At 64.1% G+C, this 25,615-nt stretch carries 28 protein-coding genes and 1 tRNA gene; 12 read left to right on the top strand and 17 right to left on the bottom strand.

Going from position 1 to position 25,615, the window contains the following annotated elements:
- The first annotated feature begins 334 nt into the window (after positions 1-334).
- Positions 335-1,456 (top strand): sensor histidine kinase, encoded by a 1,122-nt coding sequence (locus ACM9ME_RS12045; protein ID WP_415643703.1) that lies wholly within the window; start codon positions 335-337, stop codon positions 1,454-1,456.
- A 110-nt stretch (positions 1,457-1,566) separates the two neighbouring features.
- On the opposite strand, the gene ACM9ME_RS12040 is transcribed toward ACM9ME_RS12045, so the two are convergent.
- From ACM9ME_RS12040 to ACM9ME_RS12000, 9 genes are all read right to left on the bottom strand, one after another.
- On the bottom strand, positions 1,567-1,929 hold the full coding sequence (locus ACM9ME_RS12040) for a response regulator (RefSeq protein WP_415643702.1): 363 nt from the start codon (positions 1,927-1,929) through the stop codon (positions 1,567-1,569).
- A 41-nt stretch (positions 1,930-1,970) separates the two neighbouring features.
- Positions 1,971-2,996 carry a histidine kinase dimerization/phosphoacceptor domain -containing protein gene (locus ACM9ME_RS12035; protein WP_415643701.1) on the bottom strand — a complete coding sequence of 342 codons (1,026 nt, stop codon included), beginning with the start codon at positions 2,994-2,996 and terminating at the stop codon, positions 1,971-1,973.
- On the bottom strand, positions 2,993-3,433 hold the full coding sequence (locus tag ACM9ME_RS12030; RefSeq protein ID WP_415643700.1) for a response regulator: 441 nt from the start codon (positions 3,431-3,433) through the stop codon (positions 2,993-2,995). The genes ACM9ME_RS12035 and ACM9ME_RS12030 overlap by 4 nt, the downstream gene beginning before the upstream one ends.
- Entirely contained in the window at positions 3,430-5,151 is a 1,722-nt protein-coding gene (locus tag ACM9ME_RS12025) for an ATP-binding protein (protein WP_415643699.1), read from the bottom strand. Before ACM9ME_RS12025 ends, ACM9ME_RS12030 begins: the two co-directional genes overlap by 4 nt.
- Before the next feature lie 696 nt (positions 5,152-5,847).
- A complete protein-coding gene (locus tag ACM9ME_RS12020; protein WP_415643698.1) occupies positions 5,848-7,089 on the bottom strand; it encodes an ABC transporter permease in 1,242 nt (413 codons plus the stop codon).
- Positions 7,086-7,799 carry an ABC transporter ATP-binding protein gene (locus ACM9ME_RS12015; RefSeq protein ID WP_415643697.1) on the bottom strand — a complete coding sequence of 238 codons (714 nt, stop codon included), beginning with the start codon at positions 7,797-7,799 and terminating at the stop codon, positions 7,086-7,088. Before ACM9ME_RS12015 ends, ACM9ME_RS12020 begins: the two co-directional genes overlap by 4 nt.
- Positions 7,789-9,045 carry an efflux RND transporter periplasmic adaptor subunit gene (locus ACM9ME_RS12010; RefSeq protein ID WP_415643696.1) on the bottom strand — a complete coding sequence of 419 codons (1,257 nt, stop codon included), beginning with the start codon at positions 9,043-9,045 and terminating at the stop codon, positions 7,789-7,791. Before ACM9ME_RS12010 ends, ACM9ME_RS12015 begins: the two co-directional genes overlap by 11 nt.
- A gap of 85 nt (positions 9,046-9,130) precedes the next feature.
- Positions 9,131-10,876, bottom strand: a complete 1,746-nt coding sequence (recJ, locus tag ACM9ME_RS12005; protein ID WP_415643695.1) for a single-stranded-DNA-specific exonuclease RecJ — start codon at positions 10,874-10,876, stop codon at positions 9,131-9,133.
- A 35-nt stretch (positions 10,877-10,911) separates the two neighbouring features.
- Complete coding sequence (locus ACM9ME_RS12000; protein ID WP_415643694.1) at positions 10,912-12,942, bottom strand: transglycosylase domain-containing protein; 2,031 nt, start codon at positions 12,940-12,942, stop codon at positions 10,912-10,914.
- Positions 12,943-13,025: 83 nt separating this feature from the next.
- Between ACM9ME_RS12000 and ACM9ME_RS11995 the strand changes: the two genes are divergently transcribed.
- Together ACM9ME_RS11995 and ACM9ME_RS11990 are read left to right on the top strand one after the other, a co-directional pair.
- Positions 13,026-13,544, top strand: coding sequence for a CvpA family protein (locus tag ACM9ME_RS11995; RefSeq protein WP_415643693.1), 519 nt, complete (start codon positions 13,026-13,028; stop codon positions 13,542-13,544).
- Between the two features lie 94 nt (positions 13,545-13,638).
- Positions 13,639-13,971 carry an iron-sulfur cluster assembly scaffold protein gene (locus ACM9ME_RS11990; RefSeq protein WP_415643692.1) on the top strand — a complete coding sequence of 111 codons (333 nt, stop codon included), beginning with the start codon at positions 13,639-13,641 and terminating at the stop codon, positions 13,969-13,971.
- On the opposite strand, the gene aroB is transcribed toward ACM9ME_RS11990, so the two are convergent.
- Both aroB and ACM9ME_RS11980 read right to left on the bottom strand, forming a co-directional pair.
- Positions 13,926-15,026 (bottom strand): 3-dehydroquinate synthase, encoded by a 1,101-nt coding sequence (gene aroB / locus ACM9ME_RS11985; RefSeq protein WP_415643691.1) that lies wholly within the window; start codon positions 15,024-15,026, stop codon positions 13,926-13,928. The two genes, ACM9ME_RS11990 and aroB, sit on opposite strands and share 46 nt — an antisense overlap.
- Complete coding sequence (locus ACM9ME_RS11980) at positions 15,023-15,547, bottom strand: shikimate kinase (protein ID WP_415643690.1); 525 nt, start codon at positions 15,545-15,547, stop codon at positions 15,023-15,025. The genes aroB and ACM9ME_RS11980 overlap by 4 nt, the downstream gene beginning before the upstream one ends.
- Before the next feature lie 66 nt (positions 15,548-15,613).
- Here ACM9ME_RS11980 and ACM9ME_RS11975 point away from each other — a divergent pair, with 66 nt between their 5' ends.
- The 4 genes from ACM9ME_RS11975 to ACM9ME_RS11960 are packed head-to-tail and all read left to right on the top strand — an operon-like array spanning position 15,614 to position 19,315.
- A complete protein-coding gene (locus tag ACM9ME_RS11975; protein WP_415643689.1) occupies positions 15,614-15,745 on the top strand; it encodes a hypothetical protein in 132 nt (43 codons plus the stop codon).
- Positions 15,735-17,477, top strand: a complete 1,743-nt coding sequence (locus tag ACM9ME_RS11970; protein WP_415643688.1) for a hypothetical protein — start codon at positions 15,735-15,737, stop codon at positions 17,475-17,477. The genes ACM9ME_RS11975 and ACM9ME_RS11970 overlap by 11 nt, the downstream gene beginning before the upstream one ends.
- Entirely contained in the window at positions 17,474-18,367 is an 894-nt protein-coding gene (locus ACM9ME_RS11965) for a tyrosine recombinase (protein WP_415643687.1), read from the top strand. The genes ACM9ME_RS11970 and ACM9ME_RS11965 overlap by 4 nt, the downstream gene beginning before the upstream one ends.
- Before the next feature lie 9 nt (positions 18,368-18,376).
- Positions 18,377-19,315, top strand: a complete 939-nt coding sequence (locus tag ACM9ME_RS11960) for an acetyl-CoA carboxylase carboxyltransferase subunit alpha (RefSeq protein WP_415643686.1) — start codon at positions 18,377-18,379, stop codon at positions 19,313-19,315.
- A 16-nt stretch (positions 19,316-19,331) separates the two neighbouring features.
- Here ACM9ME_RS11960 and ACM9ME_RS11955 read toward each other — a convergent pair whose 3' ends face one another.
- The 4 genes from ACM9ME_RS11955 to ACM9ME_RS11940 form a co-directional block, all read right to left on the bottom strand.
- Positions 19,332-19,490 carry a Flp family type IVb pilin gene (locus tag ACM9ME_RS11955; RefSeq protein ID WP_415643685.1) on the bottom strand — a complete coding sequence of 53 codons (159 nt, stop codon included), beginning with the start codon at positions 19,488-19,490 and terminating at the stop codon, positions 19,332-19,334.
- A gap of 80 nt (positions 19,491-19,570) precedes the next feature.
- Positions 19,571-19,729 carry a Flp family type IVb pilin gene (locus ACM9ME_RS11950; RefSeq protein ID WP_415643684.1) on the bottom strand — a complete coding sequence of 53 codons (159 nt, stop codon included), beginning with the start codon at positions 19,727-19,729 and terminating at the stop codon, positions 19,571-19,573.
- Positions 19,730-19,838: 109 nt separating this feature from the next.
- Positions 19,839-20,012, bottom strand: a complete 174-nt coding sequence (locus tag ACM9ME_RS11945) for a Flp family type IVb pilin (RefSeq protein WP_415643683.1) — start codon at positions 20,010-20,012, stop codon at positions 19,839-19,841.
- A gap of 71 nt (positions 20,013-20,083) precedes the next feature.
- Positions 20,084-20,911, bottom strand: a complete 828-nt coding sequence (locus tag ACM9ME_RS11940) for a methyltransferase domain-containing protein (protein WP_415643682.1) — start codon at positions 20,909-20,911, stop codon at positions 20,084-20,086.
- 45 nt (positions 20,912-20,956) lie between these two features.
- Between ACM9ME_RS11940 and ACM9ME_RS11935 the strand changes: the two genes are divergently transcribed.
- The 5 genes from ACM9ME_RS11935 to ACM9ME_RS11915 all read left to right on the top strand — a co-directional run bounded on the left by ACM9ME_RS11935 (position 20,957) and on the right by ACM9ME_RS11915 (position 23,299).
- A complete protein-coding gene (locus tag ACM9ME_RS11935; RefSeq protein WP_415643681.1) occupies positions 20,957-21,664 on the top strand; it encodes a double zinc ribbon domain-containing protein in 708 nt (235 codons plus the stop codon).
- A gap of 31 nt (positions 21,665-21,695) precedes the next feature.
- Positions 21,696-21,953 carry a glutaredoxin 3 gene (gene grxC, locus ACM9ME_RS11930; RefSeq protein ID WP_415643680.1) on the top strand — a complete coding sequence of 86 codons (258 nt, stop codon included), beginning with the start codon at positions 21,696-21,698 and terminating at the stop codon, positions 21,951-21,953.
- Between the two features lie 3 nt (positions 21,954-21,956).
- Positions 21,957-22,775: a carbon-nitrogen hydrolase family protein gene (locus ACM9ME_RS11925; protein ID WP_415643679.1), complete on the top strand. Its 819-nt coding sequence runs from the start codon at positions 21,957-21,959 to the stop codon at positions 22,773-22,775.
- The gene (locus ACM9ME_RS11920; protein WP_415643678.1) at positions 22,772-23,188 is read left to right on the top strand and encodes a DUF1178 family protein; all 417 of its coding nucleotides are present in this window, start codon (positions 22,772-22,774) and stop codon (positions 23,186-23,188) included. The genes ACM9ME_RS11925 and ACM9ME_RS11920 overlap by 4 nt, the downstream gene beginning before the upstream one ends.
- 34 nt (positions 23,189-23,222) lie before the next feature.
- Positions 23,223-23,299, top strand: a tRNA-Arg gene (locus ACM9ME_RS11915).
- 1 nt (position 23,300) lies between these two features.
- On the opposite strand, the gene ACM9ME_RS11910 is transcribed toward ACM9ME_RS11915, so the two are convergent.
- Positions 23,301-24,677: a class II 3-deoxy-7-phosphoheptulonate synthase gene (locus tag ACM9ME_RS11910; protein WP_415643677.1), complete on the bottom strand. Its 1,377-nt coding sequence runs from the start codon at positions 24,675-24,677 to the stop codon at positions 23,301-23,303.
- A gap of 18 nt (positions 24,678-24,695) precedes the next feature.
- The gene (locus ACM9ME_RS11905) at positions 24,696-25,604 is read right to left on the bottom strand and encodes a tetratricopeptide repeat protein (protein WP_415643676.1); all 909 of its coding nucleotides are present in this window, start codon (positions 25,602-25,604) and stop codon (positions 24,696-24,698) included.
- Positions 25,605-25,615: the final 11 nt, after the last annotated feature.

Genomic DNA, 25,615 nt, shown 5'->3' with positions numbered 1-25,615 from the left:
CGCGCCCAATTTTAAAAGTAGGGTGTCGAGAGACGGCCGCGTAAAACCTGCCGCTCGTGGATTTTGGAACGGGCGTCAGCAATGCGCCCATCATACGTTATTCGCGACATTTCGCTCCGACCCCGATAGCTGCCGTCTGTTCAGATTAGCCAACGACACCGAACGTCTGCCGGTAGTGGAAGCGGCATCGCCACTTTCAGGCGGCAACCAAGCGTTTCTGCCGTTCTTATCTTCAATGCTTGAGTGCCCGTCTGCGGTAGCGTTGACCCGGCCAATCATTGCCTTTGCTCCGCGTCGGCCATGGCAGGTTCTCATCTGATCGTCCACGGGGACCATGCCGAGTTGGAATGTCAAAACTTTTCAGCATTTTAGATATAGCGCGGCGCAGCCAGGGGGACTTGAAGATGCCAAACTCAAACATCTTGCCAATCGGGGTCGATCGCGTCCAGATACCCGCGCTATGGGGCGAGCCTTTCCACACACATGGCCATCGGAGGAGCTGCTCCACGGCTTCGAAGCTGCAGGTCTGTCGTTATGGACCTGGAACGTCGTCGACGATAGCTTCACGATGGACGAGCGGGGCTTCCGGCTTTGGGGTCTCGACTGGAATGAGCATCTCACTTTCGAAGACTTGTCGCTGCATATCCACCCCGCGGACCGTGACCGTGTGCGTGCGGCCTTCAACGCAACTCGCGGCATTTCTGGCGGTTACGAAACCGACTTCCGCATCGTACTCGGCGCTGACGTCCGCTGGATTTCCTCTCGAGGCCGGGGCGAGGATGTGGGGATCCAAGATCGGCAAATGTCGGGCATCTTCCTCGACGTCACTGGGCGAAAGCAGGCCGAGGAAGGTCACGAACTCTTAGCGGGAGAAATGAGCCATCGGGTCAAAAACCTGTTGGCAATCGCTGCGGGGCTGACCCACATCACATCACGATCGACCTCAACGACAACCGAGATGGCAAAGGAGCTTACCCAACGCTTGACGGCACTTGGGCGTGCCCATGACCTTGTACGTCCATTGCCAGGCGGTCAGGGTAGTGCCGCCCTTCTAGGCGATTTGCTGTCGGTATTGCTTGCGCCATATGATGATCTGGGAGCGTTCAGTGGCCGGATCAGGGTAGCGGTCGAGCGTATGGGCGTCGGTGAGAGCACAACGAATAGCCTGGCATTGGTGTTGCATGAATTGGCGACCAATTCGCTAAAATATGGCGCCTTGTCGGCGGGTACAGGGACACTCGATATCACTACTGCTTCACGAGGCTCTCAGCTTGAGCTAACATGGATGGAGCGCGGCGGGCCGCAAGTAAAAGCTCCTCCCGAAGCTAGCGGTTTTGGAAGCAAGCTTGTGCACCGCAGTGTGTCCAAGCAACTTGGCGGCAAGATCGAGTATGACTGGCAGCCAGAGGGACTGATCGTTACGCTGCTTCTCGATCGCGTCAAATTGTCGACCTGAAGATTGGCGCTTCGGCACCATCGGCGATTCCTAAAACACCAAGGAACGCCTGAGGTCCGGATCGTCCCCTATTGATCGAAGAACTCGGCGGCTGTCCGACATCCTGCTGTTCACCCCAACTGCTTTGCCATCAAGTCAGCGACGCAGACCACTACGTCTTGCGCCGCATACGGCTTCGCCCATACGCACGCGATCGCAGGGTTGATCGCGGCGAAATCGGGCGGCGACGCGAACCCGGACGTGATGATGATGGGACACTGTGGCGTATGGTCGTGCATCCAGCTTGCCAGCCCCAGCCCGTCCATCGAACCGGGCATTCGGATATCGGTAACGACAACGGCGATCGAGGGGTTCGCCTCGAGATGTACCAACGCCGCATCCGCGCCGTCGGCCTCGATGACTGTCAGCCCAGCTTCTTCGAGTTCATCGACGAGCATCATTCGGATCATCGACTCGTCCTCGACGACCAGCACCGGAGCATCAACTTTGCCGTTAGTTTCAAACGCCGAGGGGCTCAAAGCAGCTCAAGCGACACTTCGGTGCCGCCTCTCTCGTTGCTCATGGTGGAGACTCTGACGCGAGCTTCAGAAGCAAGCGACTGGATCAAGCGGCTGCCCAGACCCTTGGTCACTTTGGTGCCGTCGTAACCTACACCGTCATCCCACACTATTATCTGACAGCCTCGATTTTCGAAGTGCAGGGTAATCACTAAGCTTCCGGAACCGCGTTGGGGCCACGCGTGCTTGTACGCGTTCAAAATGACTTCGTAGCAGAGCAGTCCGAGCGGCATCGCGCGCCCGACGTCAAGATCGAGACGATGATCGAGGTCGCAGTTGAGCGTGATCTGGCCGTCGCTATATACGTTCTCGAGCCCTTCGACGATGTCCCTCAGCGCGGCGCTGAAGTTGACGCTGTCGAGCGTTTCGGTCTCGTAAATGCGCGCCTGCACCGAACCCAAAGCCTGCATCCGCTGAGAAATCTGGCCGAGTTGCTCGCGCGTCGCGCTGTCTGCCTTTTTGCCGCCTAGCTGAAGCAGGCTGACGACTGTCTGCAGGTTGTTCTTCACGCGGTGATGCAGTTCGCGGACGATCGTATCGCGATGCGCAACCATCGCGATCAACTGCGCCTCGCGCGTTGATACCGCCGCGCGCGTTTTCGCCATCTCGACCGCAAGTTTGAGCGACACCTGTAATCTCGACAGCTGGCGTACGGATTTCACGACGTAGTCGTCGAGTCCCGATTTCATCAACTCGACCGCGGTCATCTCGTCGCCGGTGCCCGTGAACATCACAACGGGGCAGTTGGGATAGGCCTGCTTGACTGCCGCTAGCGTCCACCGGCCATTGGTCCAGCGAATGTCGAGATCGGTTACGACAAGGTCGGGCTCGGCCTCGGCCAGCGCCGCTTCGAATGCGGCAAGGTCGGTCGGTTCGATCACTACCGCGGTCGGAAAGAGAGCATCAAGCTCCCGGCATACGAGCGCGCGATCGTCGGGGTTGTCGTCGATGACAATAATGCGCCAGCTCGGGATGTCGTTCATTCGCCAGTCACGCGATTGATCTTGATCCAGTATGCCTCGATCGACTTGACCATTTCGAGCAGACCGTCGCGATTGACCGGCTTGACTAGGTAAGAATTCGCACCTGAAGCATAAGCCGCTTCGATGTCTTCGGGCTGGTTTGACGATGTCAGCACGACAACCGGAACGGTCTTAATCGGCTTGTGCTGGCGAATATAGTCCAGCACCTCAAAGCCCGACCTCCGTGGAAGCTTCAGGTCAAGCAGGACCAACGCCGGGTGCGGGTAACATCTGCGGTCGGTGTATGCGTGCGTGCCGCTGACGTAGTTCACCGCATCATCGCCGTCGGTTGCGACGACGAGTGGGTTAGGAATGCCAGCCTTGGCAAAGGCATAACGGATGAGTTCCACATCGTCGGGGTTGTCCTCGACCAGCAGGATTGTGGAGGCTTCATTCATGCAGAACGTGTCACTATGGTAACAAGTTCCTGTTGTTCTGCAGTATCTTCGGTGCTCGCAAGCTCGACCCAGAAGCGACTACCCTCGCCGAGCTCGGACTCGACCCCGTAGCTGCCGCACATTCCTTCGACCCCCTTCGCCACGATCGCCAGACCTATCCCGGTGCCGGGATATGCTTCCTGACCATGAAGTCGCTCGAAAACTTCGAAGATGCGCGCCTGGTGTTCGTGGGCGATGCCGATGCCATCGTCCTCGACCCACAACCGGACTCGATCCGCGCACTTTTCGGTCCGGATCACGACATGCGGGGGACGATCGGCTCGAGCGAAGCGCGCGGCGTTCTCGACAAGGTTTGCAACGATCTGCCCCAGCACAACAGGCTCGGCGAGCATCGGAAGTAAGGGTCTTTCGATTTCTATAGTGCCGTCGGGATACTCACTTATGGCCGCCGCCCGGGCTTTTTCGGCGAGTGGGGTCAGGTTGACAACCCGAAGCACGGGTTCGAAGCGCTGCAGCCGGCTGTACGCCAACAGATCGTCGATCAGCCGTTCCATCCGCCCTGCCGCGGCGACGATTCGGCCCGCGTAGCGCGTTCCCGTCTCGCCCAGCCCGTCTGCGAAATCGTCGAGCAAAATGCGCGCGAACCCCTCCATGGCACGGAGTGGCGCGCGCAGATCATGGCTGACGGTATACGCAAATGCGTTGAGCTGATCGTTCGACTTCGCCAGCGCTTCGGTGCGTTCGGCGACGCGCACCTCCAGGGTGGCGTTCGTGGCAACGATTTCCGCTTCGGCGATTTTTCGATCGGTGATGTCGGCGACGATGCCGAGCATCCGCGCCGGTGCTCCGTCGGGTTCGAGAGTTCGACTTGCCTCGGGCATACCGCGGAGCTCGATCCATCGGACTTCGGCATCATCAGCTCGGCTGATGCGGCACTCAATATGCCATTCGGCACATCCACGCCTTGTCTCTTCGAAAGACTTGCTCACGTTCTCGCGGTCTTCCGGAAGCACGTGATTAAGCAAATCGTCGAACGTCCAGCTTGGGCGCAGCTCGGGATAGCCAAAAATTTGGTCGTGGCGTGCCGTCCTTGTTGCGGACATCGTCGCAAGATCGAGATCCCAGCTACCGAGCGCACCCGCTTCGAGCGCCAGCCGCAAGCGCGCTTCCTCGTCCCGAACCTCACCGATCACCCGCAGCCGATCGACCGTTGCTGCGAGCAGGTTTGCATAACTGCGCAGGAACGCAGTGTCGTTCTCGGTAAACTCGCGCGGTGTGCGACTGTCGATCTGGAGGATGCCGAACGGCGGCTTGTCCTTGCCGCCGATGATAATGACGTTTGCTACCGCGCGGACGCCATTGTCGGTGAGAAAGGGCGGATATTTGAACCGCGTTTCCTGGCTGATATCGGGTGAGATCATCGGTTCACCGGTCTTGAGCGCATGCCCCTCCGACGTGTCGTCGTGCGCCAGGATGGTTGCGACGCCGACGACGCCTGGCTTCCATCCCACCCCGGCGCGCACGAAGAGCGTCTGTCCGTCGTCCTGCAACGCGACGACCTTCGCCAGGTCGGTACCAAGCGCTTCGCCAGCAAGGCGGCACGCCTCAGTCAGAATTTCGTCGAGGTCATCTGAACGCAGCGCAAGCTCACCAAAGCGCGCGAGCACAGTCTGCTGCCGCAACGGCCCCACGTCGGCTTCGGGTGACTTATCTACCACTTCTCGATAGCCCGGCTGGCCTCCGACTTTGCTGATCGCCGTTACGACCCGAATTCGGGAAGCGATGTAAAGTAACTTAGCCCAAATCTTACAACCGCGCCATGCTCGCTTCTAAGCTGGGGCGTCCGTCGGGCGAATGTCCGCTTCCATCGTTCGGTTAATTGAAAAGCCGCCAGTCCGGAAGCGGCCCAACTGCCGTCATCTGCCCAGCCACGAATGTGCTTGCGATTGCGCTTTCTGCTGTGCCAGTTCAGCGTTACCGACGCGGTTCGCGCGGCGTAAGGCACGGATTTCAGGCGCTTGTGTGGGATAGCCCGTTAATTGGTTGGGGATCCTCTTTCCCGATCCTATTTAGTTGCCGCTGAACGCTGACAAGGCGCCTTAACCTGTGAAAGTCGATTCCGATGGTTGCGAGGGTCATTGAATGATCGGAAATTTTTAATCGACGCGGGAGGACTGATCGAATATCAAATTGGTAGCCGCCGGGCGGTCCGGTGGCGTATTACAGGTACAGCGGAAAGACAGCCAACGGGTACAGCGACCCCAAATCGTTGTTCAAAAAATGTCGGATTTTCGCGGTTTTCGAGCGATTCAGACCCCTCCCGTAGGGGTCACCATCGAGACAGAAATGTCCGGGGGACATTTCTGCACGATGGTGACGGGAGCGAAGCGACCTCACCACCGCAAACCCGCCCACTACTCGCTCCGCAAAGCCTCGATCGGGCTCAACCGGCTCGCGCGGATCGCCGGGTATGTGCCGAACAACAGCCCGATCACCGCGCTGAACACAATACTGCCGACTGCCACCGGCCAACCGATCGGCGCAGGAAAGTCCGCCGCCTGTTCGAACACGCGCGCGGCGATGATCGCGAGGATCAGCCCGAGCAATCCGCCGATCACGCACAGAGATGCGGCTTCGACCAGGAACTGGTTGCGGATGTCGCGCCGACGCGCGCCAAGGGCCATACGCAGGCCGATCTCGCGCGTCCGCTCGGTCACGCTGACCAGCATGATGTTCATGATGCCGATGCCGCCGACCAGCAGGGAGATGGAGGCGATCGCGACCAGCACGGCTTGGAATACGCCGGTGACAGTCGCCGATTGTTTCTGAAACTCCTCGGTCGTGCGGACGGTGAACGGCTGCACCTCGCCGCGGGCGACGCTGTAACGCGCGCGCATCAGCCGCACGATGTTGCTCTTGGCTTCGTTCAGATCGACGCTGTCGTCAAAACCAACGAACAAGACGGCGAGGTCGTCGGGCCCGGTCAATGTGCTCGAAAACCGTTGGCGACCGGTGCGCAACGGGACGAGCGCGATATCGTCATTGTCGTTGCCGAAACTCGACCCCTTTGCCGCCAGGATCCCAATCACCGCGAACGGCACCTTGTTGACCCGCACGCTCTCGCCGACCGGATCCACATCGCCGAACAATTTGGTCGCTACGGTTTGGCCGAGCACGATGACGCGCGCCGCCGACTGAACATCGGCATCGGCGATCATCCGCCCGCTATCGACCTCGGCGTTCGACACCGTTGCGTAACCCGGTGTGATTGCCAGCCCGTTTGTGTTGACGCGGCGCCCGGGCAGCGAGACCTGGATGCTGGCGCGCAATTGCGGGGCGATGGCGGTCACGCCCGGCACCGACCGCAAGATCGCCTGCGCGTCGCGTTCGGTCAGCTTCCCGACATCGCGGCTGCGGCCGTTGGTGCCGACATCGGGCTGCGGAAAGACCAGCGCCATGTTCGAGCCGAGCTGGCTGATCGTGCTCTCGACCGAGACCTGTGCGCCGCTGCCCACCGCGACCGCCAAGACCACCGCCAAAACACCGATCATCACCCCCAAAGCGGTGAGAATCGAGCGCAACAAATTGGTTCGCAGCGCCACGACGGCGGTCGCCACGTTGACCATCCAGCCCGCGATCGCCTGGCGCAGGTTCATGCGCTGCGCCGCCGGTTGGTGACCGCCGCATCCTCGATCACCCGCCCGTCGCGGAACAGCACCCGGCGGGATGCATATTGCGCGACATCGGGTTCGTGCGTGACGACGATCACGGTGATGCCGTCATCGTTCAATCGCTGAAACAACCCCATAATGTCGTCGGACGTGGCGGTATCGAGCGCGCCGGTCGGCTCGTCGGCGAGCAGCATCAACGGCTCGGTGACCAGCGCGCGGGCAATCGCCACGCGCTGTTGCTGACCGCCCGACAATTTGGCCGGTGTGTGATGACTGCGCTCGGCCAAGCCCATAGCTTCGAGCTTCGCCGCTGCGCGTTGGTGCCGCTCTGCACGAGGAAGGCCGGCATAAATCAGCGGTGTCGCCACATTGTCGAGCGCCGAGGTGCGCGGCAGGAGATTGAACTGCTGGAACACGAAACCGATCTTGCGGTTGCGGATGGCCGCCAGCTCGTCCGACGACAGGCTGCCGATATCGACGCCGTCCAGCAGCAATTGCCCGCGCGTCGGCACGTCGAGCGCGCCGATCATATTCATGAACGTCGATTTGCCCGAACCGCTCGCGCCCATGATCGCGACGAACTCGCCGCGCGCAACCGACAGCGAGACACCGGCCACCGCGTGGACCGTCTCGCCGCCCAATTGATAATCCTTGTCGAGCGCGCGCGTCTCGAGCAGCGGCGGGTCAGTTGCCATCGCTCGTATCGTCGGCGTCGCCATCGACCTCGCGTTTCTTGGTGGTCGATTTGGTTCGTAGCAGCACCATTTCGCCGGGGCGCAATCCACCCGTCACCTGCACGAAATCTTCGCCCTGCAGACCGAGCGTCACGACCCGCGGCGCGGGTTTGTAGGGATCGTCGGTGGTCACGAAGACGGTACGCACGTTTGCCGGTGCGCTGCCGCTCGGGCGATCTCCCGCCTTGGGACGAAAGCGCAAAGCAGTGGTCGGCACACGCACCGCATCCGCGATGCGGCCGGTGACGATTTCGACATTGGCGGTCATGCCCGGAAGCAGCTTGCCGTTGCGATTGTCAACTTCGAGGATGACGAGATAGCTGACGACATTGGCGGTCTCGGTCGCCGCCTTGCGAATCTGGCGGACCACGGCGCTAAAGCGTTCGCCCGGATAGGCATCGACGCCGAATATCACATCCTGGCCGACGCGCACCTGACCGATATCCGCTTCGTCGACCGATGCCTCGACCTGCATCCGCGTGGTGTCGGCGGCAATCTCGAACAGATTCGGGGTTTGGAAACTGGCAGCGACGGTCGTGCCCGGCTCGACCAGCTTGTTGATGATGACGCCGTCGGACGGCGCAACGATCGTGGTCCGCGACAAATCGAGCATCGCCGACGACAATTCCGCATTGGCCTGGGCGATCTGCGCCCGCGCGCTGGCCACTTGCGCCACAGCGGTGCGTTGCCCGGCGCGCGCCGCCGCCAGACTGCTTTGCGCGGTGTCCAGCGTCGACCGCGAAATGAAACCGCGATTGGATAGTGTCTGACGCCGCCCGAATTCGCGCTGCTGGATTTCGATGTCCGTGCTCGCGCGGATCGCCCCCGCCTGCGCCTGCGCCAGCGATGCTTCCGCGACGGCAACCTGTGCCCGGGCCTGTTGCGCCCGGGCGCGCAGACGCGTTGGATCGATTTCGGCCAGCACCTGCCCGGCGTGCACTGGTGAGTTATAGTCGACGGTCACGCGGGTGATCTGTCCCGAAACCTCGGCCCCGACCTTGATAGTGTTGAGTGCGCGCAACTTGCCGCTGGCCGTGACCTTGCGGACGACCTCTCCCTTTGAGACGCGCTCGGTCACATACACATAATCGTGGCGGGTCGGTTTCAGGACCTGATAGGCGATGAAGAGCAGACCAAGGGCGATCAGGGCCGCCCACACTTTGTGCCGCTTGGCCCAGGCAACAATCTTGTTCAATCGGTCGCGCATCGATCGGCCCTACAAATGCTTATGGCGCTAAACTAGCGATTTCGTGGCCAGAAGATTGGCGAGCCGGAACACGAGGCAGTGGATGTCAATCGCACCATGCCGCATCGTCGATGTGCAACTCCGCCGCGCGCCGCTGGCCCCAATCGTCGATCTTCGCGCGGCCCGCGACCCACAAGCGCCGGTCGCGCGGGGCGCCGAGCAGCGCCTGACCCAGCGGCGTGTCGGCCTGACGAAAGGCAACGACCTTGAGGCTGCGGCCATCGTCTCCCGCCATGATGGCGCGCACATGTCCGCCGGTGCCGACCAGATCGGCATTGATGACGCGCAACGGGCCGGCGGCGATGCGCGGTCCCGGCCAGCCCATGCCGTAAGGGCCACCCGCCTCGAGCGCTTCGACCAGATCGGGGGTCACCCCCCCCGGTGCGACGATCGCGTCGAGCAACAATGCGCGGTTGCCGCCCGCTTCCGCGACGCGCGCCGACAGCCGGTCCTCGAGATAGTCGGCCAGCGCATCGACCCCGCCCGGCGCGACTGTGACACCCGCCGCCATGGCATGTCCGCCACCCGCGACCAGCAGCCCTTCGTCCTTCGCGGACAGGATCGCTGCGCCGAGATCCACCCCCGAAATCGACCGGCCCGATCCCTTACCGGTGCCGTCCTCGGCGATCGCAATGACGATCGCCGGCCGTCCAAACCGTTCCTTCAGCCGCCCGGCGACAATGCCGATTACGCCCGGATGCCAGCCCACGCCCGCGACGACGATCACCGCGCGATTGGCCTGGCGCAGGGCCATGGCTTCGGCCTCGGCCTGCACATCGGCCTCGATCGCGCGGCGTTCTTCGTTGAGGCGGCTGAGTTCAGCGGCAATCTCCGCCGCTTCGCCTTCATCCTCGGTGGTTAGCAGGCGCACACCCAAATCCGATTTGCCAACGCGCCCGCCGGCATTGATCCGCGGGCCGAGCGCAAAGCCGAGGTCGCTGCACTGCGGCGCGCGCGTCAGGCGCGAGGCGTCGATCAAAGCGGCCAGCCCGACGTTGCGCCGCCCCGCCATGACCTTCAGCCCCTGCACCACGAACGCGCGGTTGAGGCCGTGCAGGCTGGCGACATCCGCCACCGTCCCCAGCGCGACAATGTCGAGCAAATCGAGCAGCTTCGGTTCGGCCCGGTCGGCGAAGTAATCGCGGCTGCGCAACTCCCGCAACACCGCCGCACCCAGTACGAACGCCATGCCCACCGCCGCCAGATGCCCGTGCGCCGCACCCTCGACTTCGTCCAGCCGGTTGGCATTGACCACCGAATGTGCGCGCGGGAGCTCGGCGGCGCATTTGTGATGATCGACGACGATGACATCGACGCCGGTATCCGCCGCCATCGCCAGCGCCTCGAACGCCTGCGCCCCGCAATCGACCGTGACGATCAGGGTCGCACCGCCCTGCGCGATCCGCACCAGTGCTTCGCCCGAGGGGCCATAACCCTCCATCAACCGGTCGGGGATGTAAGCCTGTGGACCGAGGCCCAAGGATCGCAACAACCGGATTAGCAGTGCCGCCGACGTCGCTCCATCGACATCATAATCGCCGAATACCGTCACGGCCTCGCCCGCGATCACCGCATCGGCGATGCGCCGCGCGGCCTTCTCCATATCCCGAAAGATCGACGGATCGGGCATGAACGCGCGCAATGTCGGGTTGCGATGGTCGTCGAGCGCATCGGGCGGGCAACCGCGCGCCAGCAACAGCCCGGCGACCAGATCATCGCCGCCCGCCGCCGTCGAATCGCGCCAGCGCCAGGCTTGCCCGGTGATCGAATTTGTAACGGAAAGTGGGTTCACTTGCCCGCGCTACAGGTCGCCGAGCGGCCGCACAACTATTGCGGCGGCTGGCTCTCGTCGGGCGGCGGGCCTTCCTCACGCCGTCGTGCCTCGATGCCGTCGCCATTGAGGCGGATCGTGCCGAGATCGGTATTCAAGTCGACACCACGTTCCGGATCGATTTCGACCAACGCACCATTGCCCAAGGTGACGTTGAGCGCAGCCTCCGGCTCCTCCGGCACGGTCTCATCCGCCACCGGCGTCGGCAACCGCGAACCCGGAATCGCCTGGCTCATGAAATCGCGCCAGATCTGCGCTGGCAATCCGCCGCCATGCAGCCCACCCAGCGGCTTGTTGTCGTCGCGCCCGATCCACACGCCGACGATCAGGTCACCCGCGAAACCCACAAACCACGCATCGCGATTGTCCTGGCTGGTCCCGGTCTTGCCAAAAGTTTCGATCGCCAGATTGGCGCTTTGTCCCGTGCCCGACGTCACGACGCGGTGGAGCAGCGTCAGCATGTCTTTGCGCACCCGCGGATCGAATGTGTGGCGCATCGCCATCAACCGGTCGAGCAGGCCCGGCTCGTCGGCGGGCAAGCCACGCGGGACCACGGGATAATGATCCGCCGCCAGTGCCGCATAAGCCGAGGTCAGCTCCAGCAAGGTGACGCCCGAAGACCCCAGCGCCAGCGTGGGATCGTCGACCAGCGGGCTTTTGATCCCCAGATCGCGCGCCGCCTGGATCACCGCCGCGCCGCCCAGTTGCCGGTACAGCCGCACCGCCGCGACGTTGCTCGATTTGGCGAAGGCGCGCTCCAGCGAAATCTGCCCGCGATAACTCGCGCCGTCGTTCTTCGGCCGATATTTGCCTTCAACGATCGCGCTGTCGTCGACCATCGTCTCGGGCGTCATCCCGCTGCGCAGCGCGGCGAGATAGACGAACAGCTTGAACGCCGATCCCGGCTGACGCCGCGCCTGTGTCGCGCGGTTGAACGGCGAGGTCTTGTAACTCTTGCCGCCGACCATCGCGACGACTTCGCCATTGGGCCGCATCGCGACGATCGCCGCCTGCGCTTCACCCAAGCCCGCGCGGCCGATCACTGCATTCGCCGCCTTCTGCAAGTTCGGGTCGAGCGTCGTGCGGATCTCGCTCTCGCCATAGGCATCTTCGGTCGCGGCGCGCGCCTGACCCGCCGCCCAATCGGCGAAATAGGTGCCCGACGGCGTTTTCGGTGCAGGCATGACGTGCAGTACCGCGGCAGGCGTCGCATCGGCCTGGGCCTGGGTGATGTACCCTGACTGAGCCATGGCGTTGAGGACCATCCGCTCGCGTTTCTGCGCGCGGGCGAGGTTGCGCGTGGGGGACAACCGCGTCGGCGCCTGCACCACGCCCGCCAGCATCGCCGCCTGCGTCAGGCTCAGGTTCTCTGGTTGGCGGCTGAAATAATGCAGCGACGCCGCGCGCAGCCCATACACATTGTCGCCGTAATAGGTGTTGGACAGATAACGCTCGAGGATCTGGTCCTTGGTCAGCCAAGCCTCCAACCAGAACGCGATCAACGCCTCGCGCGCCTTGCGCGTGATCTTCCGGTCGGGCGACAGGAACGTCATCTTCGCGAGCTGTTGCGTGATCGTCGATCCGCCCTGCGTCGAATTGCCGCGCAGATTGTTCCACGTCGCCCGCGCCATCCCGCGCGGATCAATGCCCCAATGCGAACGAAATCGCCGATCCTCGATCGCGATCAGCGCATTCTTGACGTTGTCGGGCAGCAATGCCGCCTCGACCGGGCGATCGATCACCGCACCCTTGCGGGCAATTGGCGTGCCGTCCGCCGCCAGCAGCACGATGGTCGGCGGCGCCATCGGCTTGAGTGATTTCGACAGCGGCGCGGTCAGCGCGAGATAGGCGAACAGGATGACGAACGTCGCCAGCATCCCCCACAACACGCGCTTGACGATGATCCGCCGCGGCGTCCGCGGGCGTACCGGCGGACCGGGTGGCTCAATTGGCGCAACCGGCGGCAGATCCCAGCGGCCATGAGGACGCGAGACGATGTCGTCATGATTGGGAAGCGTTTCGGCCATCGGCGCGGTGTATTAGCCGTGCATAACGCGTTCCGGCAATCCCCGGCATTGCGGGCAGTCCGCGCGACAACTAGGTGGGCGGCATGACCGGCCTCGACATCTTGGTGCTGACGCTGGTGGCGATCGGCGCGTTGCTGGGGTTTCGGCGCGGGTTCGTGGCGGAGGCGTTGTCGCTCGTGGCGTGGGCGGCGGCGATCGCGGCGGTGAAGTTCGGCCACGGTGCGGCGACCGATGTGTTGCACGGTTTCATGTCATCGGACTCGGGCGCCTCGGTGCTCGCTTTGGTGTTGCTGTTTGCCGTGACCTTCATCGCGGTGAAAATCCTCGCTCAGCGCTTGGGCGACCGGACGCGGCGGTCGATCCTTGGGCCGTTTGACCGCATGCTCGGGCTGGGCTTCGGCGTCCTCAAGGGGCTGCTCGGCGCGACGCTGATCTTCATGGCAGCGGCATTCGCCAGCGACATGATCCGTGCGGAAGGACAGCCACGGCCCGAATGGATGACCGAGGCGCGCACCTATCCGTTGCTGCGCGCCGGTTCGGACGCGATCGTCAATCTGGTCGAAAAACGACGCAAGGTTCCCGAGACCCGTGTACAATCGTGATCTGCTGCGCCTTGCGCTGAGGCTCGCGGACCAAGGTCGACTGGCGAAGAGCGATGGCAGCGCGGAAAGCCGTTCGCGAGCGTGCGGCAGCGTCGTGGTCGCAGATATATGCATGGACGGCGAGCGGATCATCGCCTTCGGACAGGACGTAAAGGCGTGTGCGGTCGGGCAAGCGTCTGCGGCAATATTGGGCAGCCATATCGTCGGTTCCACGCGCGCGGCCGTGGCGACGGCGCGCGACGATCTTTCGGCCTATCTCAAAGGCGTCCGAGAGGATTTGGGCGACTGGCCGGAAGTGACGCGGATCGCGTCTGTGCGAGACTACCCGGGACGCCATGCCGCTGCTTTGCTGCCTTATGACGCGGCGCTGGCCGCGATCGATCAAACGGTATCGGCGTCGAGGAATGCGGCGACTTCGGACAGCTGAACATCCTTTGCCAGGAACGCGTCGCCAATCCCGCGCGACAGCAGGAACGGCACGCGCCCACCCTCGCGCTTCTTGTCATGCGCCATATGCGCGGCGAGGATTTCACCGGTCGCGTTGAGCCCGTTGGCGCGCGCCCCGATGGGCAGGTTGGCGCGATTTAGATGGTCGGCGACCTTTGCCGCGTCGTCGGGCGAGCAGATTCCACGCCGGACCGAAAACCGCATTGCCAGCGCCATCCCCGCCGCCACCGCCTCACCGTGCAGCAGACGGTCGGAAAATCCCGTTTCGGCCTCTAGCGCGTGACCGAACGTATGGCCGAAATTGAGCAAAGCGCGCGCCCCGGTCGTCTCATGTTCGTCTTGGGCGACGACTGCTGCCTTGGCGCGGACACTTACCGCTATGGCATATTCGAGCGCACCTGCGTCGCGCGCTAGCAATGCATCGAGATTGATGTCGAGCCATTCATAAAAATCGGGATCGCCGATCAGGGCGTATTTGAGCACTTCGGCATAGCCCGCGCGCAATTCGCGGTCGGGTAGGGTGGCGAGCACGCCGGGATCAATCAGGACGAGGCGCGGCTGATGGAACGCGCCGATCAGATTCTTGCCCTGCGGCACGTTGATCGCAGTCTTGCCGCCCACCGAACTGTCGACCTGCGACAACAGCGTCGTAGGGACTTGGATCACGCCGCAGCCACGCTTGACGATCGATGCTGCGAACCCGACCAGATCGCCGATCACGCCGCCGCCGAGCGCGACGATACATTCGGACCGCTCGATTTCGAGATCGAGCAAATCGTCGACGAGCGCTTTCAGCCCGTCCCAGCTTTTCGTACCCTCGCCAGGCTCAACGATGACATGATGAATCCGCCCGAGATGCCCCGACAATGCATCGGTCAACGTCGCGGCATGCGCGGCGACGTTGCGGTCGTGCACGAGGATAAGCCGGTCGTTGCGCACGAACGGCGCAATGATCGGTCCCGCTTTGCCGAGCAGCCCACTCTCGATGAGAATTGGATAAGCGCGTGCGCCCAGTCCGACTTCGACGTGGATCATCCGTTCAGCGCTTCGACGATTTTGGACACGGTAACCTCGTGGGGAGCGGGCGCGCTGCGGATATGGATCGGTGCCAGCGCGTAAACCGGATTGCGCACCGCCGCCAGTTCGCTGAGCACGATGTGCGGATCGCGGTCGCGCAACAAAGGCCGGTCGTCGCGACGCGACACGCGCTCGACCAAAGTGTCGATATCGGCGTCGAGCCAGATAGCGATGGCGCGGTCTAGAATCAGCGTGCGCGTCGCGTCATTCATGAACGCGCCGCCGCCGGTCGCCAGAACCTTGGGTGTGCCCTCGATCAGTCGGGCGATCACGCGGCGCTCGCCATCGCGGAAATACCCTTCGCCATAGCGTTCGAAAATCTCCGCCACCGACAGGCCGGACGCCAGCACAATTTCCGCATCGGCATCGACGAACGGCATGTTCAGGCGATTGGCGAGGCGTTTGCCGATGGTTGTCTTGCCCGTGCCCATCATCCCGACGAGTACGATCGAGCGGGGAGGGAAGGGATCACGGGCCATCAGCGAGCGGGGCTATACAGGCGCGCCCCGCTTCGGGCAAAGACGGTGGCAAGGAGAATGCAGAACATGGGTCGGTTGATCGTCTGGGCGGTGATCGCCGTGATTTTGGTGGGCGGGGCGTTCTGGCTGGCCGGTCGCGCGTCCTATGGCCCGCAAAACCGCATGGAAGCACCAGTGACGCAGGGCAATGCGGCCTAAGATCTGGGCGTTTGCGCTGGCGAGTGCGGCCAGCCTCGCGCTCGTTCCGGCGCTGGCGCAAAAATCGCCCGAATCGATACTGCCGCCCGGCTTTGGCGGACCACCGGTACCTCCGCCAGCCGCGCCGAGTGCCGCGCCGACGCCTGCGCCAAGCCAAGCGCCCGACAGCATGGCGGCTGCGACCGGGCTCGAAAATGCCAGCGACGCGATTGCGGTCGACGAAGGCGACAACACGCTAGACAATGCCGACGAAGCCGATCTGACGCCGATCGACCTGCCGCCCCAGGCGCGACGGTCGACCGAGCGCGTCGGGCTGTTGGCGGAGGCCGATGGCGGCTTGGGCGCGGCGGCGTTCGGGACCAGCGACGGACGCTTTCTCATCGGGCTGATGCAGCGCATCGACGTTCCGATCGCATCGCGGTGGACCGCCATCCTGCTACGCCGCGCGTTGCTCAGCCGCAGCGATACGCCGAGCAATATCGCACCCGCCGACTGGATTGCCGAGCGTGCGCTGCTGCTTGCGCGGCTGGGCGATGCCGATGATGCCCGCGCCTTGGTCGCGGCGGTCGATGCCGACAATTACACCCCCCGCATGTACGATGCGGCGATGCAGGCGGCGCTGGCCAGCGCCGATCCGGCGGCCCTGTGCGGAGTAGCCGATGCCGCGGTCAATCAGACCCGCTTGCCCGGCTGGGCACTGGCGCGGGCGATCTGCCAGGGGCTGGGCGGCGAGGGTGCAACCGCCAATGCCGAGTTCGACGAGCTGCGCCGGTCGGGCCGGGCCGGCGGTGTCGATGTGCGGCTGGCCGAAAAAGTCGCGGCGGTCGGGGGTGGCGCGCGCCGCTCGATCTCGATTGCATGGGATGGCGTCGATCAGCTCAACGCGTGGCGGTTCGGCATGGCAGCGGCGACCGCAGTGCCAATTCCCACCGCGTTGCAAGCGAGCGTCGGCCCGCAGGTTCAGGCATGGCTGGCACGCGCGCCGCTTTATCCCTTGGCCGACCGGATGGCGGCGGCGGACCGTGCCGCCAGCCTCGGAGTGTTTTCCAGCAGCGCGCTCGTCGATTTCTATGGCGCGACTTATGACGCCCTCGACAGCGACGAACGCACCGGGACCCCCAGCCAGGCGTTGCGACAAGCATACGCCGCGCCGGACATGCCCGGCCGGGTCAGCGCAATGCAGTCGTTATGGGACGGCGGCGGCGGGTGGAGTGGCCGTTATGCGCGGCTGATCCTGACCGCGCGTGCGGCCGGTGCCTTGCCGCCCGGGGATGCGATAACCGGTGCCGCGCTCGACGATGCCATCGCGTCGATGCTGTCTGCGGGGCTGGACATTCAGGCCGCGCGCTGGGGTGAACGGGTCCAGGCGGGCAGCCTCGGCTGGGCACTGCTGGCAGTCGGCGCACCGCGCCCGCCGTTCGACATCGACACCGGCAAGGTCGACGGTTTCGGTAATGCTGCGTTCTTGAGCGCGGGGTTGAGCGCGTTGGGGCGTTTGCCGACCCCGCAAACGCTGACCGCACAGGATGCCTGGACACAGGCACTCGACCGCGCCGTCGTGGCGCACGAACCCGGCACGGTCGCCTTGCTTGCTGCAGTCGGCATGCAGACGCCGCGCTGGGCCGGGGTCCCCGCGGCGCGGCTCTACCGTATCGTCGCGGCGTTACGCGCGGTGGGGCTGGAGCCCGAGGCGCGGATGATCGCGGCGGAAGCGCTTACGCGCACGGCATGACCGATGCCGAAGCCATCGCCGCATTTCTGGCGATGATGGCGGCAGAACGCGGATCGGCAAAGAACACGCTCGCGGCTTACGTGTCGGACTTGGCGCAAGCCTCCGAACTGCTCGACGGTCGCCTGGCGCAGGCCGATGCTGTCGCAGTAACGCGGCTGAGCGCCGAATGGCGCGCGCTTTCCAAGGCCAGCGTGGCGCGCAAGGCGGCGGCGGTGCGCGGCTTCTTCGCGTTTCTGGAAGATGAGGGCACGCGCTCCGACGATCCCAGCCACGCCTTACCGCGCCCGGGAAAATCGCGCGGGCTGCCCAAAACCCTGAGCCATGCCGATGTCGATGCGTTGTTCGCGGTGGTGCGGCGGCGGGTTGAGAACTCGGGCACCGCGAACGATCTGCGCCTCGCCGCGTTGATCGAACTGCTCTACGGATCGGGGCTGCGCGCGACCGAATTGGTGTCGCTGCCGGTGTCGGCGATACAGCCGAGCAGGCCGTTCCTGATCGTGAAAGGGAAGGGCGGTCGCGAGCGGCTAGCCCCGGTCAGCGCGGCCGCGGATGCGGCGGTGGCGACATGGCTTAAGGTCCGCCCGACGGGTAGCCGCTGGCTGTTCCCCTCGGGCAAATCGTTCCTCAGCCGCGTTCGCCTCCACCAATTGGTCCGCGATGTGGCGGGGGAGGCGGCCATCCCTCCCGACCGGATCAGCCCGCATGTCCTGCGCCACGCCTTCGCCACCCATTTGCTGGAGGGCGGCGCGGACCTGCGCGTGGTGCAGACGCTGCTCGGCCATGCGGATATCGCGACCACCGAAATCTACACGCATGTCGAAGCGAGCAAGCTGGTCGAGCTGGTCAACGAACGCCATCCGCTCGTTGACGCGCTGGCGGGGCGGACCTAGCGCGCAGCGATGGATTATATGGATTTCGAGCGTCCGGTCGCGGAGCTCAAGGCGCGGGTTGCCGAATTGTCGGCGGCGGATGTGTCGGGCGATGTTTCGGCGGAAATAGGCAAGATCGACGCGCGCGCCGACAAATTGCTGGCCGAAACCTATGCTAATCTCACCCCGTGGCAGAAGACTCAGGTCGCGCGGCATCCGAAACGGCCGCATTTCCGGGATTATGTCGCCGGCCTGGTCGATGAATTCGTACCTTTGTCCGGGGACCGCGCCTTTTCCGACGATCAGGCGATTCTCGGCGGATTGGGCCGGTTCGACGGACGCCGCGTCATGGTCATCGGCCATGAAAAGGGCGACGATACGGCGTCGCGCATCCGCCACAATTTCGGGATGGGCAAGCCTGAGGGGTACCGCAAGGCGATGCGCCTGATGCGTTTGGCCGACCGGTTCGGGCTCCCGGTCCTGACGTTGGTCGATACGTCGGGCGCCTTCCCCGGGATTGAGGCTGAGGAGCGCGGTCAGGCAGAGGCAATTGCCCGTTCGACCGAACAATGCCTGAGGCTCGGTGTGCCGATGGTCGCGGCGGTCGTCGGCGAAGGCGGCTCGGGTGGCGCCATCGCGCTGGCGGCGGCCGATCGGGTGCTCATGTTCGAACATGCCGTCTATTCTGTCATTTCACCCGAAGCGGGCGCGTCGATCCTGTGGCGGACGCCGGAGAAGGCAGCGGAGATGGCGCAGGCAATGAAGGTTACGGCGCAGGACCTGCACCGGCTGGGCGTGATCGATACCATCGTGCGCGAACCGGTCGGCGGTGCGCATCGCGACCCGGCGGCGGCGATTGGCGGGCTCAAGACCGCGATCGGCGACGCGCTGAGCGAACTTTCCCCGCTGAGCCCCAGCGAGCTTCAACGGCGGCGGCGCCAACGCTTCCTCGATATGGGAACGCTGTAACGCCGCCGCGAACGATCTAGAGCTTGTTGGACACGTTCGTGAACGTCGTCTTGAGCTTGTTGCCGACGCCGCCCATCGCGGTGATCGCGGCAACGGCAATCAAGGCGGCAATCAAGCCATATTCGATCGCGGTGGCGGCGCGTGTTTCGCGCCATATCTGCATGAAATGATGCATCTGAAATCCTTGTCTCAAAAGAAAGGGGCGGCGGATCGCTCCGCCGCCCCCATCAGCCTCCCGAAGGAAACGAACGAAGCTTAGAGCTTGTTCGAAACGTTCGTGAAGGTCGAGTTCAGCTTGTTGCCGACGCCCGACATCGCGGTGATCGCGGCAACCGCGATCAAGGCAGCGATGAGGCCATATTCGATGGCCGTGGCGCCCTTGTTATTCTTGGCGAACTTACGAATGAACGACATGTGAAATACTCCTCTTGGTCCGAACCCGCCAAACCCTGCCGTGGTCAGCGAATCTTTGAATAACGGGGGACAGTTGCAGAAACTTTAAAGCTGTTTGGATAACAGATACTTAACTTGCGCCTGAAACGGCGGTCGAAACATTGGTCCACATCGAGATCGTCTTGCCGGCAAAACCCTGTAACGCGCCGATGATCGCAACCACGATCAAGCTGACGATCAGGCCATATTCAATCGCCGTCGCGGCGCGGTTGTCCCGGGCAATGGCGCGCAATCGATGAAGCATGGCCCGATCCACAACACGCCGCGAAAAGTGCGGCGCGTGCCGGGGATTACGAAAGCAGGCTTAAAATATCGTCACGGCGCACGGTTACGCAGTGTTGACGCTAATGATGCGGTCGCGCTGCCGCGCTTTGCCGGCTTGGGCTGCGATGCGTCGGGAGCCCAGCCTGTGAGCATCAGAAGGGTAATTGTCTCGACCGTTCGCTCGCCGTCGCCCAAGTCCGCAAACGCTTTCTGCGCCTGCGCGACCGTTGACCGCGACAGTTTGTGGCGGTCGGCAAGTACGTTGGTGGCGGCCGAGGCGCGCAAATCGGCGATCAGTGCGTCGAACGTGCGGTATGACAGCGTCAGCATCGTCGTATCGGCGACGGGCAAGGCAAATCCCGCACGGGCCAGGAGATCGCCCCCGGCGCGCGCATCGACCTGCGGGTGCAGCCGGCGGGCTCCGGGTTCGGCGGTGGCGAGCGCCTGACGCAACGCGGGGAGCGACGGACTGCCGACCATGCAACCGAGGAACAATCCGTCGGGTTGGAGGGCGCGTCGCGCGAGGATGAGCGCGCCGGGAAGGTCGGCGACGGTGTCGAGCGTACTTGCAGCGAGCACCAGATCGAAGCTCTCTGGTGCGAAGGGCAGGGCGTCTTCTTCGCCCGCCGATCCGTTCGCGGCAGCGGCACGGCGTGGCGCTGCATCGATGACGGTCGGGGACAGCCCGCGCGCGGCCAGCCCGGCGAGCATCGGTGCGGACGCACCGATCAACAGCGGTTGTGCAAAGGTGCGCGCGACGCAATCAAGTCGGTCGAACATTTCCTCGGCGATCAACTGATCCAAAACCCCGCCGGCCAGCCCAGCTCGATCGCGGCGGGCGCGGCGGGCGGCGCGGTCGAAGAGTTCGGGAACAGCCATTGCGCGCGCTTGTGCGGCGGAACCGCGCCGCTCACAATGGCGCGCATGGGGTCGGTGCGCAGCTTTGGCGATTGGGCGTTGGCGCTGGTGCTGCCGCCGCGTTGCCCGGGCTGCGGCGCAATCGTCGAAGACGATACACGTTTTTGCGGCGATTGCTGGGAGAAACTGGATTTCCTCGACAACCTGGGCTGTGCGGCGTGCAATCTGCCGCTGCCCGGCGGTGAGGAAGTATGCGCGCGCTGCCTTGCCGCGCCGCCACGTCATGGCCGGGTTTACGCCGCGGTCGCTTATGGTGAGGTCGCACGGAAGGTCGTGCTGCGGCTGAAATACGGGCGGCGACCGGGCGTTGCGCGGATCATTGCCGCGTCGATGGCACGCGATGTGCCGTTGGAGTCCGACGCCTTGCTGGTTCCGGTGCCGCTGCATCATTGGCGATTATGGTCGCGCGGCTACAATCAGGCGCTGGAGATAGCGCGCCATGTCGCTCGGGCGCGCGGGGTGGCGGTGGCCGACGATGCTCTGCGGCGCATCCGCGCCACACCGCCGATGAAGGGCATTGGCGCCGCGGCACGAACGCGGGCGATGCGCGGCGTGTTTCGCGCCTCGCAGCGCTTCGATGGACGGCATGTCGTGCTGGTCGACGATGTCTATACCAGCGGCGCAACGGTCGAAGCGTGTGCGCGGGTGGCACGGCGGGCGGGCGCGGCGCAGGTCAGCGTGTTGTGCTGGGCGCGTGTCCTGCGTGACGATTGACAAGCGTCGGGCTGCACCACACCTGTAAGCCATGCCCAAGATCGAGATGTATACCAAAGCCTTCTGCCCCTACTGCACCCGCGCCGAAGCGTTGCTGCGGAGCAAGGGCGCGACGTTCGAGGATGTGGATATCACGATGGGCGGACCCCGCCGCGCGGAGATGCTCCAGCGCGCGAATGGTCGTAGCACCGTGCCGCAAATTTTTATCGACGGCCGCCATATCGGCGGATCGGACGACTTGGCCGCGCTCGACCGATCTGGTGAACTCGACGCGTTGATCGCGGGCTGAGCGATGCGCGTTGCACTGTTGCAGATGAACTCGGGGATCGACCCCGACGCCAATGCCGCGACGATCGAAGCGGCGATTGCCGAAGCGGCAGCGGGCGGCGCGACCATGCTGTTCACGCCCGAAATGAGCGGCTTGCTCGATCGCGACCGCAAGCGTGCCGACGGTCATTTGCGCGATGAGCGAGAAGACCCAGCTTTGGCCCGCGCCTGCGCCGCGGCGAAAGCGCATGGCATCTGGGTCGCGCTCGGCAGTCTCGCGGTGCGCGGGAGTGCCGATGGACGGCTTGCCAACCGCAGTTTTGTGATCGACGCCGCTGGCGAGATCGTTGCACGATACGACAAGATGCACATGTTCGATGTCGATGTCGGTGCGGGGGACAGCTGGCGTGAGTCGGCGGCCTATGCGCCGGGCTCAGGCGCCGTGACCGTCGAGACGCCCTTAGGCACGCTCGGCTTGACCATCTGTTATGATTTGCGTTTTCCTGCTTTGCACGCGGCGCTGAGCAATGCCGGCGCGACGGTCATCGCTGCGCCCGCCGCCTTCACAGTGCCGACCGGCGAAGCGCATTGGCATGTTTTGCAGCGCGCCCGCGCCATCGAGAATGCGGCTTTCGTCGTCGCCGCCGCGCAGACCGGCGAACATCAGGACGGCCGACGGACGTTTGGCCATTCGCTGGTCATCGATCCTTGGGGCAAGGTGTTGCTAGACATGGGCGACGCGCCCGGTGTGGCGTTTTGCGACATCGAACTAACGGCCGTGGACGAAGCGCGCTCGCGCGTGCCGGTGATCAAGCACCGTCGGCCGATCGAGTCGATCGCGTGATCGTGATCGACGTCGCCTGCACCGGCGGACACCGCTTCGAAGGCTGGTTTGCAAGTTCGGACGCCTTTGAGGATCAGCGCGCCCGCGCGTTGGTTGCTTGCCCGACTTGTGGCGATACCGACGTTGAACGCGCGCTGTCGGTGCCGCGGATCGCCGGCAAACGTAGCAACGATGCGCCATCGCCCAAACAAATGCTGGCGACGATCGCTGCGATGCAGGCGGCGAGCCTCAAGGATTCGACTTGGGTGGGCAAGGAATTCGCTGGAAAAGCGCGCGACATGGCTGACGGCGCCATCCCGCAGGCCACGATCCACGGTGAGGCGACCCCCGCTGAAGCGAAGGCGCTGCGCGAAGACGGCGTGGCGGTGATGCCGTTATTATGCCCGGTGGTAAAACCCAGCGAGGTCAATTGACCCTAAGTCGCCTCGCGCATAGCAGCGCGGCGGCGCTTCGGTAGCTCAGCTGGACAGAGCAACGGTTTCCTAAACCGCAGGTCGGGAGTTCGAGTCTCTCCCGGAGCACCACTCAGGCGGCTTGCCGTCCGGCGACGCCCGCCAGTTCGGCGCGCAGCAATTCGGCCAGCAGGAATGCCAGCTCGAGGCTCTGGGCCGCATTGAGGCGCGGGTCGCAATGCGTGTGATAGCGGTCGGCCAAGTCCAGTTCGCTGACATCGACCGCGCCGCCCGTGCATTCGGTGACGTTCTGGCCGGTCATTTCGATATGGATCCCGCCGCCGAAGCTCCCCTCGGTGCGATGAACGGCAAAGAAACCGCGGACCTCGCCCAGAATGCGCTCGAACGGGCGCGTCTTATAGCCGTTGCCCGCCTTCACGACATTACCGTGCATCGGGTCGCAACTCCACACCACCGGATGCCCGCTGCGTTGAACCGCACGGATCAGGGGCGGCAAGCCGCTTTCGATCTTGTCATGCCCAAACCGGGTGATCAGAGTCATACGGCCGGGAGTACGCCCTGGATTCAGCGTGTCGAGAATGCGGATCAATTCGTCGGGTTGCAGACTGGGGCCGCATTTGAGACCGATCGGATTGCCGATGCCACGCAGAAACTCGATATGCGCGGAGCCTTCGAACCGTGTCCGATCGCCGATCCACACCATGTGCGCCGAGGTATCGTACCATCCGCCGGTCAACGAGTCCTGGCGGGTCAGCGCCTCCTCGTAACGCAACAGCAGGGCTTCGTGACTCGTGTAGAATTGCGTCGCTTTGAGTTGCGGCACGGTGTCCATGTTGATGCCGCACGCGGCCATGAATTCCAGCGCCTCGCCGATCCGGTCGGCCACATCCTTATATTCGCGCGTCCACGGGCTGCGGCCCATGAAATCGTGTGTCCAGGCATGGACCTGATGGAGGTTGGCATAACCTCCGTTCGAAAATGCGCGAAGCAGGTTCAGCGTCGCCGCAGACTGGTTGTACGCCTGCACCATGCGTTGCGGATCGGGAACGCGGCCTTCGGGGGTGAAGGCGATGTCGTTGACGATGTCGCCGCGATAGCTGGGCAGTTCGACGCCGTCCTGTGTCTCCATGTCGGTCGAGCGCGGCTTGGCGAACTGGCCGGCCATGCGCCCGACCTTCACCACCGGCAGCTTTGACGCAAAGGTCAGGACCACCGCCATCTGAAGGATGACCCGGAACGTGTCGCGAATGTTGTTCGGGTGGAATTCGGCAAAGCTTTCGGCGCAATCGCCACCTTGCAGCAGGAACGCTTTTCCTTCGGCGACTTTGGCCAGATCGGCGGTCAGCGCGCGCGCTTCGCCGGCGAAAACCAGCGGCGGGAAGCGCGACAGCGTATCCGTCGCGGCATCGAGTGCCGCAGCGTCAGGGTAAGTGGGCAACTGGCGCGCGTCGGCGCGGGTCCAGCTGTCGGGAGTCCATTTGTCGGTCATCGTCGCGCCGCAATGCACTCAGGAGGCTGAAATGCCAAGCGTGCGCGCCGCGGCGTCGAGGTCCGCAGCCGCCTGAGGATTGGCCGCCTTGGCCTTGATCAGCGTCGCGCGCGCCTCCGATTGGCGGCCGAGCGTCGCATAGCTGCGCATCAGCATGATCCAGCCATCGGGATTTTTTGGATTTGCAGCGAGCTTGGTGGCAAGGCTTTGGACCATGCCATCAACCATCGATTGTTGCTGCCCGGGAGCAAGGCCCGACGCGGCGCGCATCTGGTCGGGCGTCGGGCCGGGAATGCCAGCGGCGGCGGCGGACGCGGGCGCGGCGGCCTTCAGCGTCGCAAGGCGCGAGGCCACATCGATCTTGTTCTGTGCGGCGACGCGTTCGATCGCCTGACGCACGCTGTCGTACCACGGGTCGGCGGCCGAAGAGTCGGCAAGGATCGCGAACCAGCCGTCGACTGCCTGTGTATGGCGCCCGGCAAGATCGTCCGCCACCGCGAGGAAATAGCGCGCGCGCGGATCCTTCGGGTCGATCGTCAACGCGCGTTTGAAAGCCGTCTGGGCATCGGCTGGGATCGTGCCGGGTCCCGCAAGCACCAATGCCTCACCAAGTGCCGACCAGATCGTCGCATCGGCTGGCGTCAGCGCTGCGGCCTTTTGATAGGCGGAAGCGGCCTCGGCAAAGCGTTCGGTCTGAAAAAACGCTATGCCGAGGTTGCGCCATCCGGCGACATCGTCGGGATTCGCACGCAAGCGCGATTCGAGCCCGGTGATAAGCTGCGCCGCGTCAGCCGAGGGCGCGTTGGCGGCAACTGCGGCGGGCGGCGCATCGGTCGTTTTCGACCGCCAGGCGCTGACGGCAACCGCAACAACCGCAAGTACACCGGATAAAATCAGCGCGAGACGACTGAGTCTTTTATTGTCCATGCCGCACCCCC

This window comes from Sphingomonas antarctica, assembly GCF_965137005.1.
GTDB lineage: Bacteria > Pseudomonadota > Alphaproteobacteria > Sphingomonadales > Sphingomonadaceae > Sphingomonas_O > Sphingomonas_O antarctica.
The sequence above is the reverse complement of the archived record's forward strand: the minus strand, read 5'-3'. Positions and strand labels throughout refer to the sequence as shown.

What these genes read in the sequence shown, in the direction of transcription:
- ACM9ME_RS11955 (WP_415643685.1), bottom strand. Translation starts at nt 19,490, where the DNA reads ATGCATCATTTCATGCAGATATGGCGCGAAACACGCGCCGCCACCGCG.
- ACM9ME_RS12015 (WP_415643697.1), bottom strand. Translation starts at nt 7,799, where the DNA reads ATGGCAACTGACCCGCCGCTGCTCGAGACGCGCGCGCTCGACAAGGAT.
- ACM9ME_RS12010 (WP_415643696.1), bottom strand. Translation starts at nt 9,045, where the DNA reads ATGCGCGACCGATTGAACAAGATTGTTGCCTGGGCCAAGCGGCACAAA.
- ACM9ME_RS11905 (WP_415643676.1), bottom strand. Translation starts at nt 25,604, where the DNA reads ATGGACAATAAAAGACTCAGTCGTCTCGCGCTGATTTTATCCGGTGTA.
- ACM9ME_RS11965 (WP_415643687.1), top strand. Translation starts at nt 17,474, where the DNA reads ATGACCGATGCCGAAGCCATCGCCGCATTTCTGGCGATGATGGCGGCA.
- ACM9ME_RS11910 (WP_415643677.1), bottom strand. Translation starts at nt 24,677, where the DNA reads ATGACCGACAAATGGACTCCCGACAGCTGGACCCGCGCCGACGCGCGC.
- ACM9ME_RS11945 (WP_415643683.1), bottom strand. Translation starts at nt 20,012, where the DNA reads ATGCTTCATCGATTGCGCGCCATTGCCCGGGACAACCGCGCCGCGACG.
- ACM9ME_RS11970 (WP_415643688.1), top strand. Translation starts at nt 15,735, where the DNA reads ATGCGGCCTAAGATCTGGGCGTTTGCGCTGGCGAGTGCGGCCAGCCTC.
- ACM9ME_RS12000 (WP_415643694.1), bottom strand. Translation starts at nt 12,942, where the DNA reads ATGGCCGAAACGCTTCCCAATCATGACGACATCGTCTCGCGTCCTCAT.
- ACM9ME_RS11960 (WP_415643686.1), top strand. Translation starts at nt 18,377, where the DNA reads ATGGATTATATGGATTTCGAGCGTCCGGTCGCGGAGCTCAAGGCGCGG.
- grxC (WP_415643680.1), top strand. Translation starts at nt 21,696, where the DNA reads ATGCCCAAGATCGAGATGTATACCAAAGCCTTCTGCCCCTACTGCACC.
- ACM9ME_RS12045 (WP_415643703.1), top strand. Translation starts at nt 335, where the DNA reads ATGCCGAGTTGGAATGTCAAAACTTTTCAGCATTTTAGATATAGCGCG.
- ACM9ME_RS11995 (WP_415643693.1), top strand. Translation starts at nt 13,026, where the DNA reads ATGACCGGCCTCGACATCTTGGTGCTGACGCTGGTGGCGATCGGCGCG.
- ACM9ME_RS11975 (WP_415643689.1), top strand. Translation starts at nt 15,614, where the DNA reads ATGGGTCGGTTGATCGTCTGGGCGGTGATCGCCGTGATTTTGGTGGGC.
- ACM9ME_RS11925 (WP_415643679.1), top strand. Translation starts at nt 21,957, where the DNA reads ATGCGCGTTGCACTGTTGCAGATGAACTCGGGGATCGACCCCGACGCC.
- ACM9ME_RS12035 (WP_415643701.1), bottom strand. Translation starts at nt 2,996, where the DNA reads ATGAACGACATCCCGAGCTGGCGCATTATTGTCATCGACGACAACCCC.
- ACM9ME_RS12020 (WP_415643698.1), bottom strand. Translation starts at nt 7,089, where the DNA reads ATGAACCTGCGCCAGGCGATCGCGGGCTGGATGGTCAACGTGGCGACC.
- ACM9ME_RS11935 (WP_415643681.1), top strand. Translation starts at nt 20,957, where the DNA reads ATGGGGTCGGTGCGCAGCTTTGGCGATTGGGCGTTGGCGCTGGTGCTG.
- ACM9ME_RS11940 (WP_415643682.1), bottom strand. Translation starts at nt 20,911, where the DNA reads ATGGCTGTTCCCGAACTCTTCGACCGCGCCGCCCGCCGCGCCCGCCGC.
- ACM9ME_RS12030 (WP_415643700.1), bottom strand. Translation starts at nt 3,433, where the DNA reads ATGAATGAAGCCTCCACAATCCTGCTGGTCGAGGACAACCCCGACGAT.
- ACM9ME_RS11950 (WP_415643684.1), bottom strand. Translation starts at nt 19,729, where the DNA reads ATGTCGTTCATTCGTAAGTTCGCCAAGAATAACAAGGGCGCCACGGCC.
- ACM9ME_RS11980 (WP_415643690.1), bottom strand. Translation starts at nt 15,547, where the DNA reads ATGGCCCGTGATCCCTTCCCTCCCCGCTCGATCGTACTCGTCGGGATG.
- aroB (WP_415643691.1), bottom strand. Translation starts at nt 15,026, where the DNA reads ATGATCCACGTCGAAGTCGGACTGGGCGCACGCGCTTATCCAATTCTC.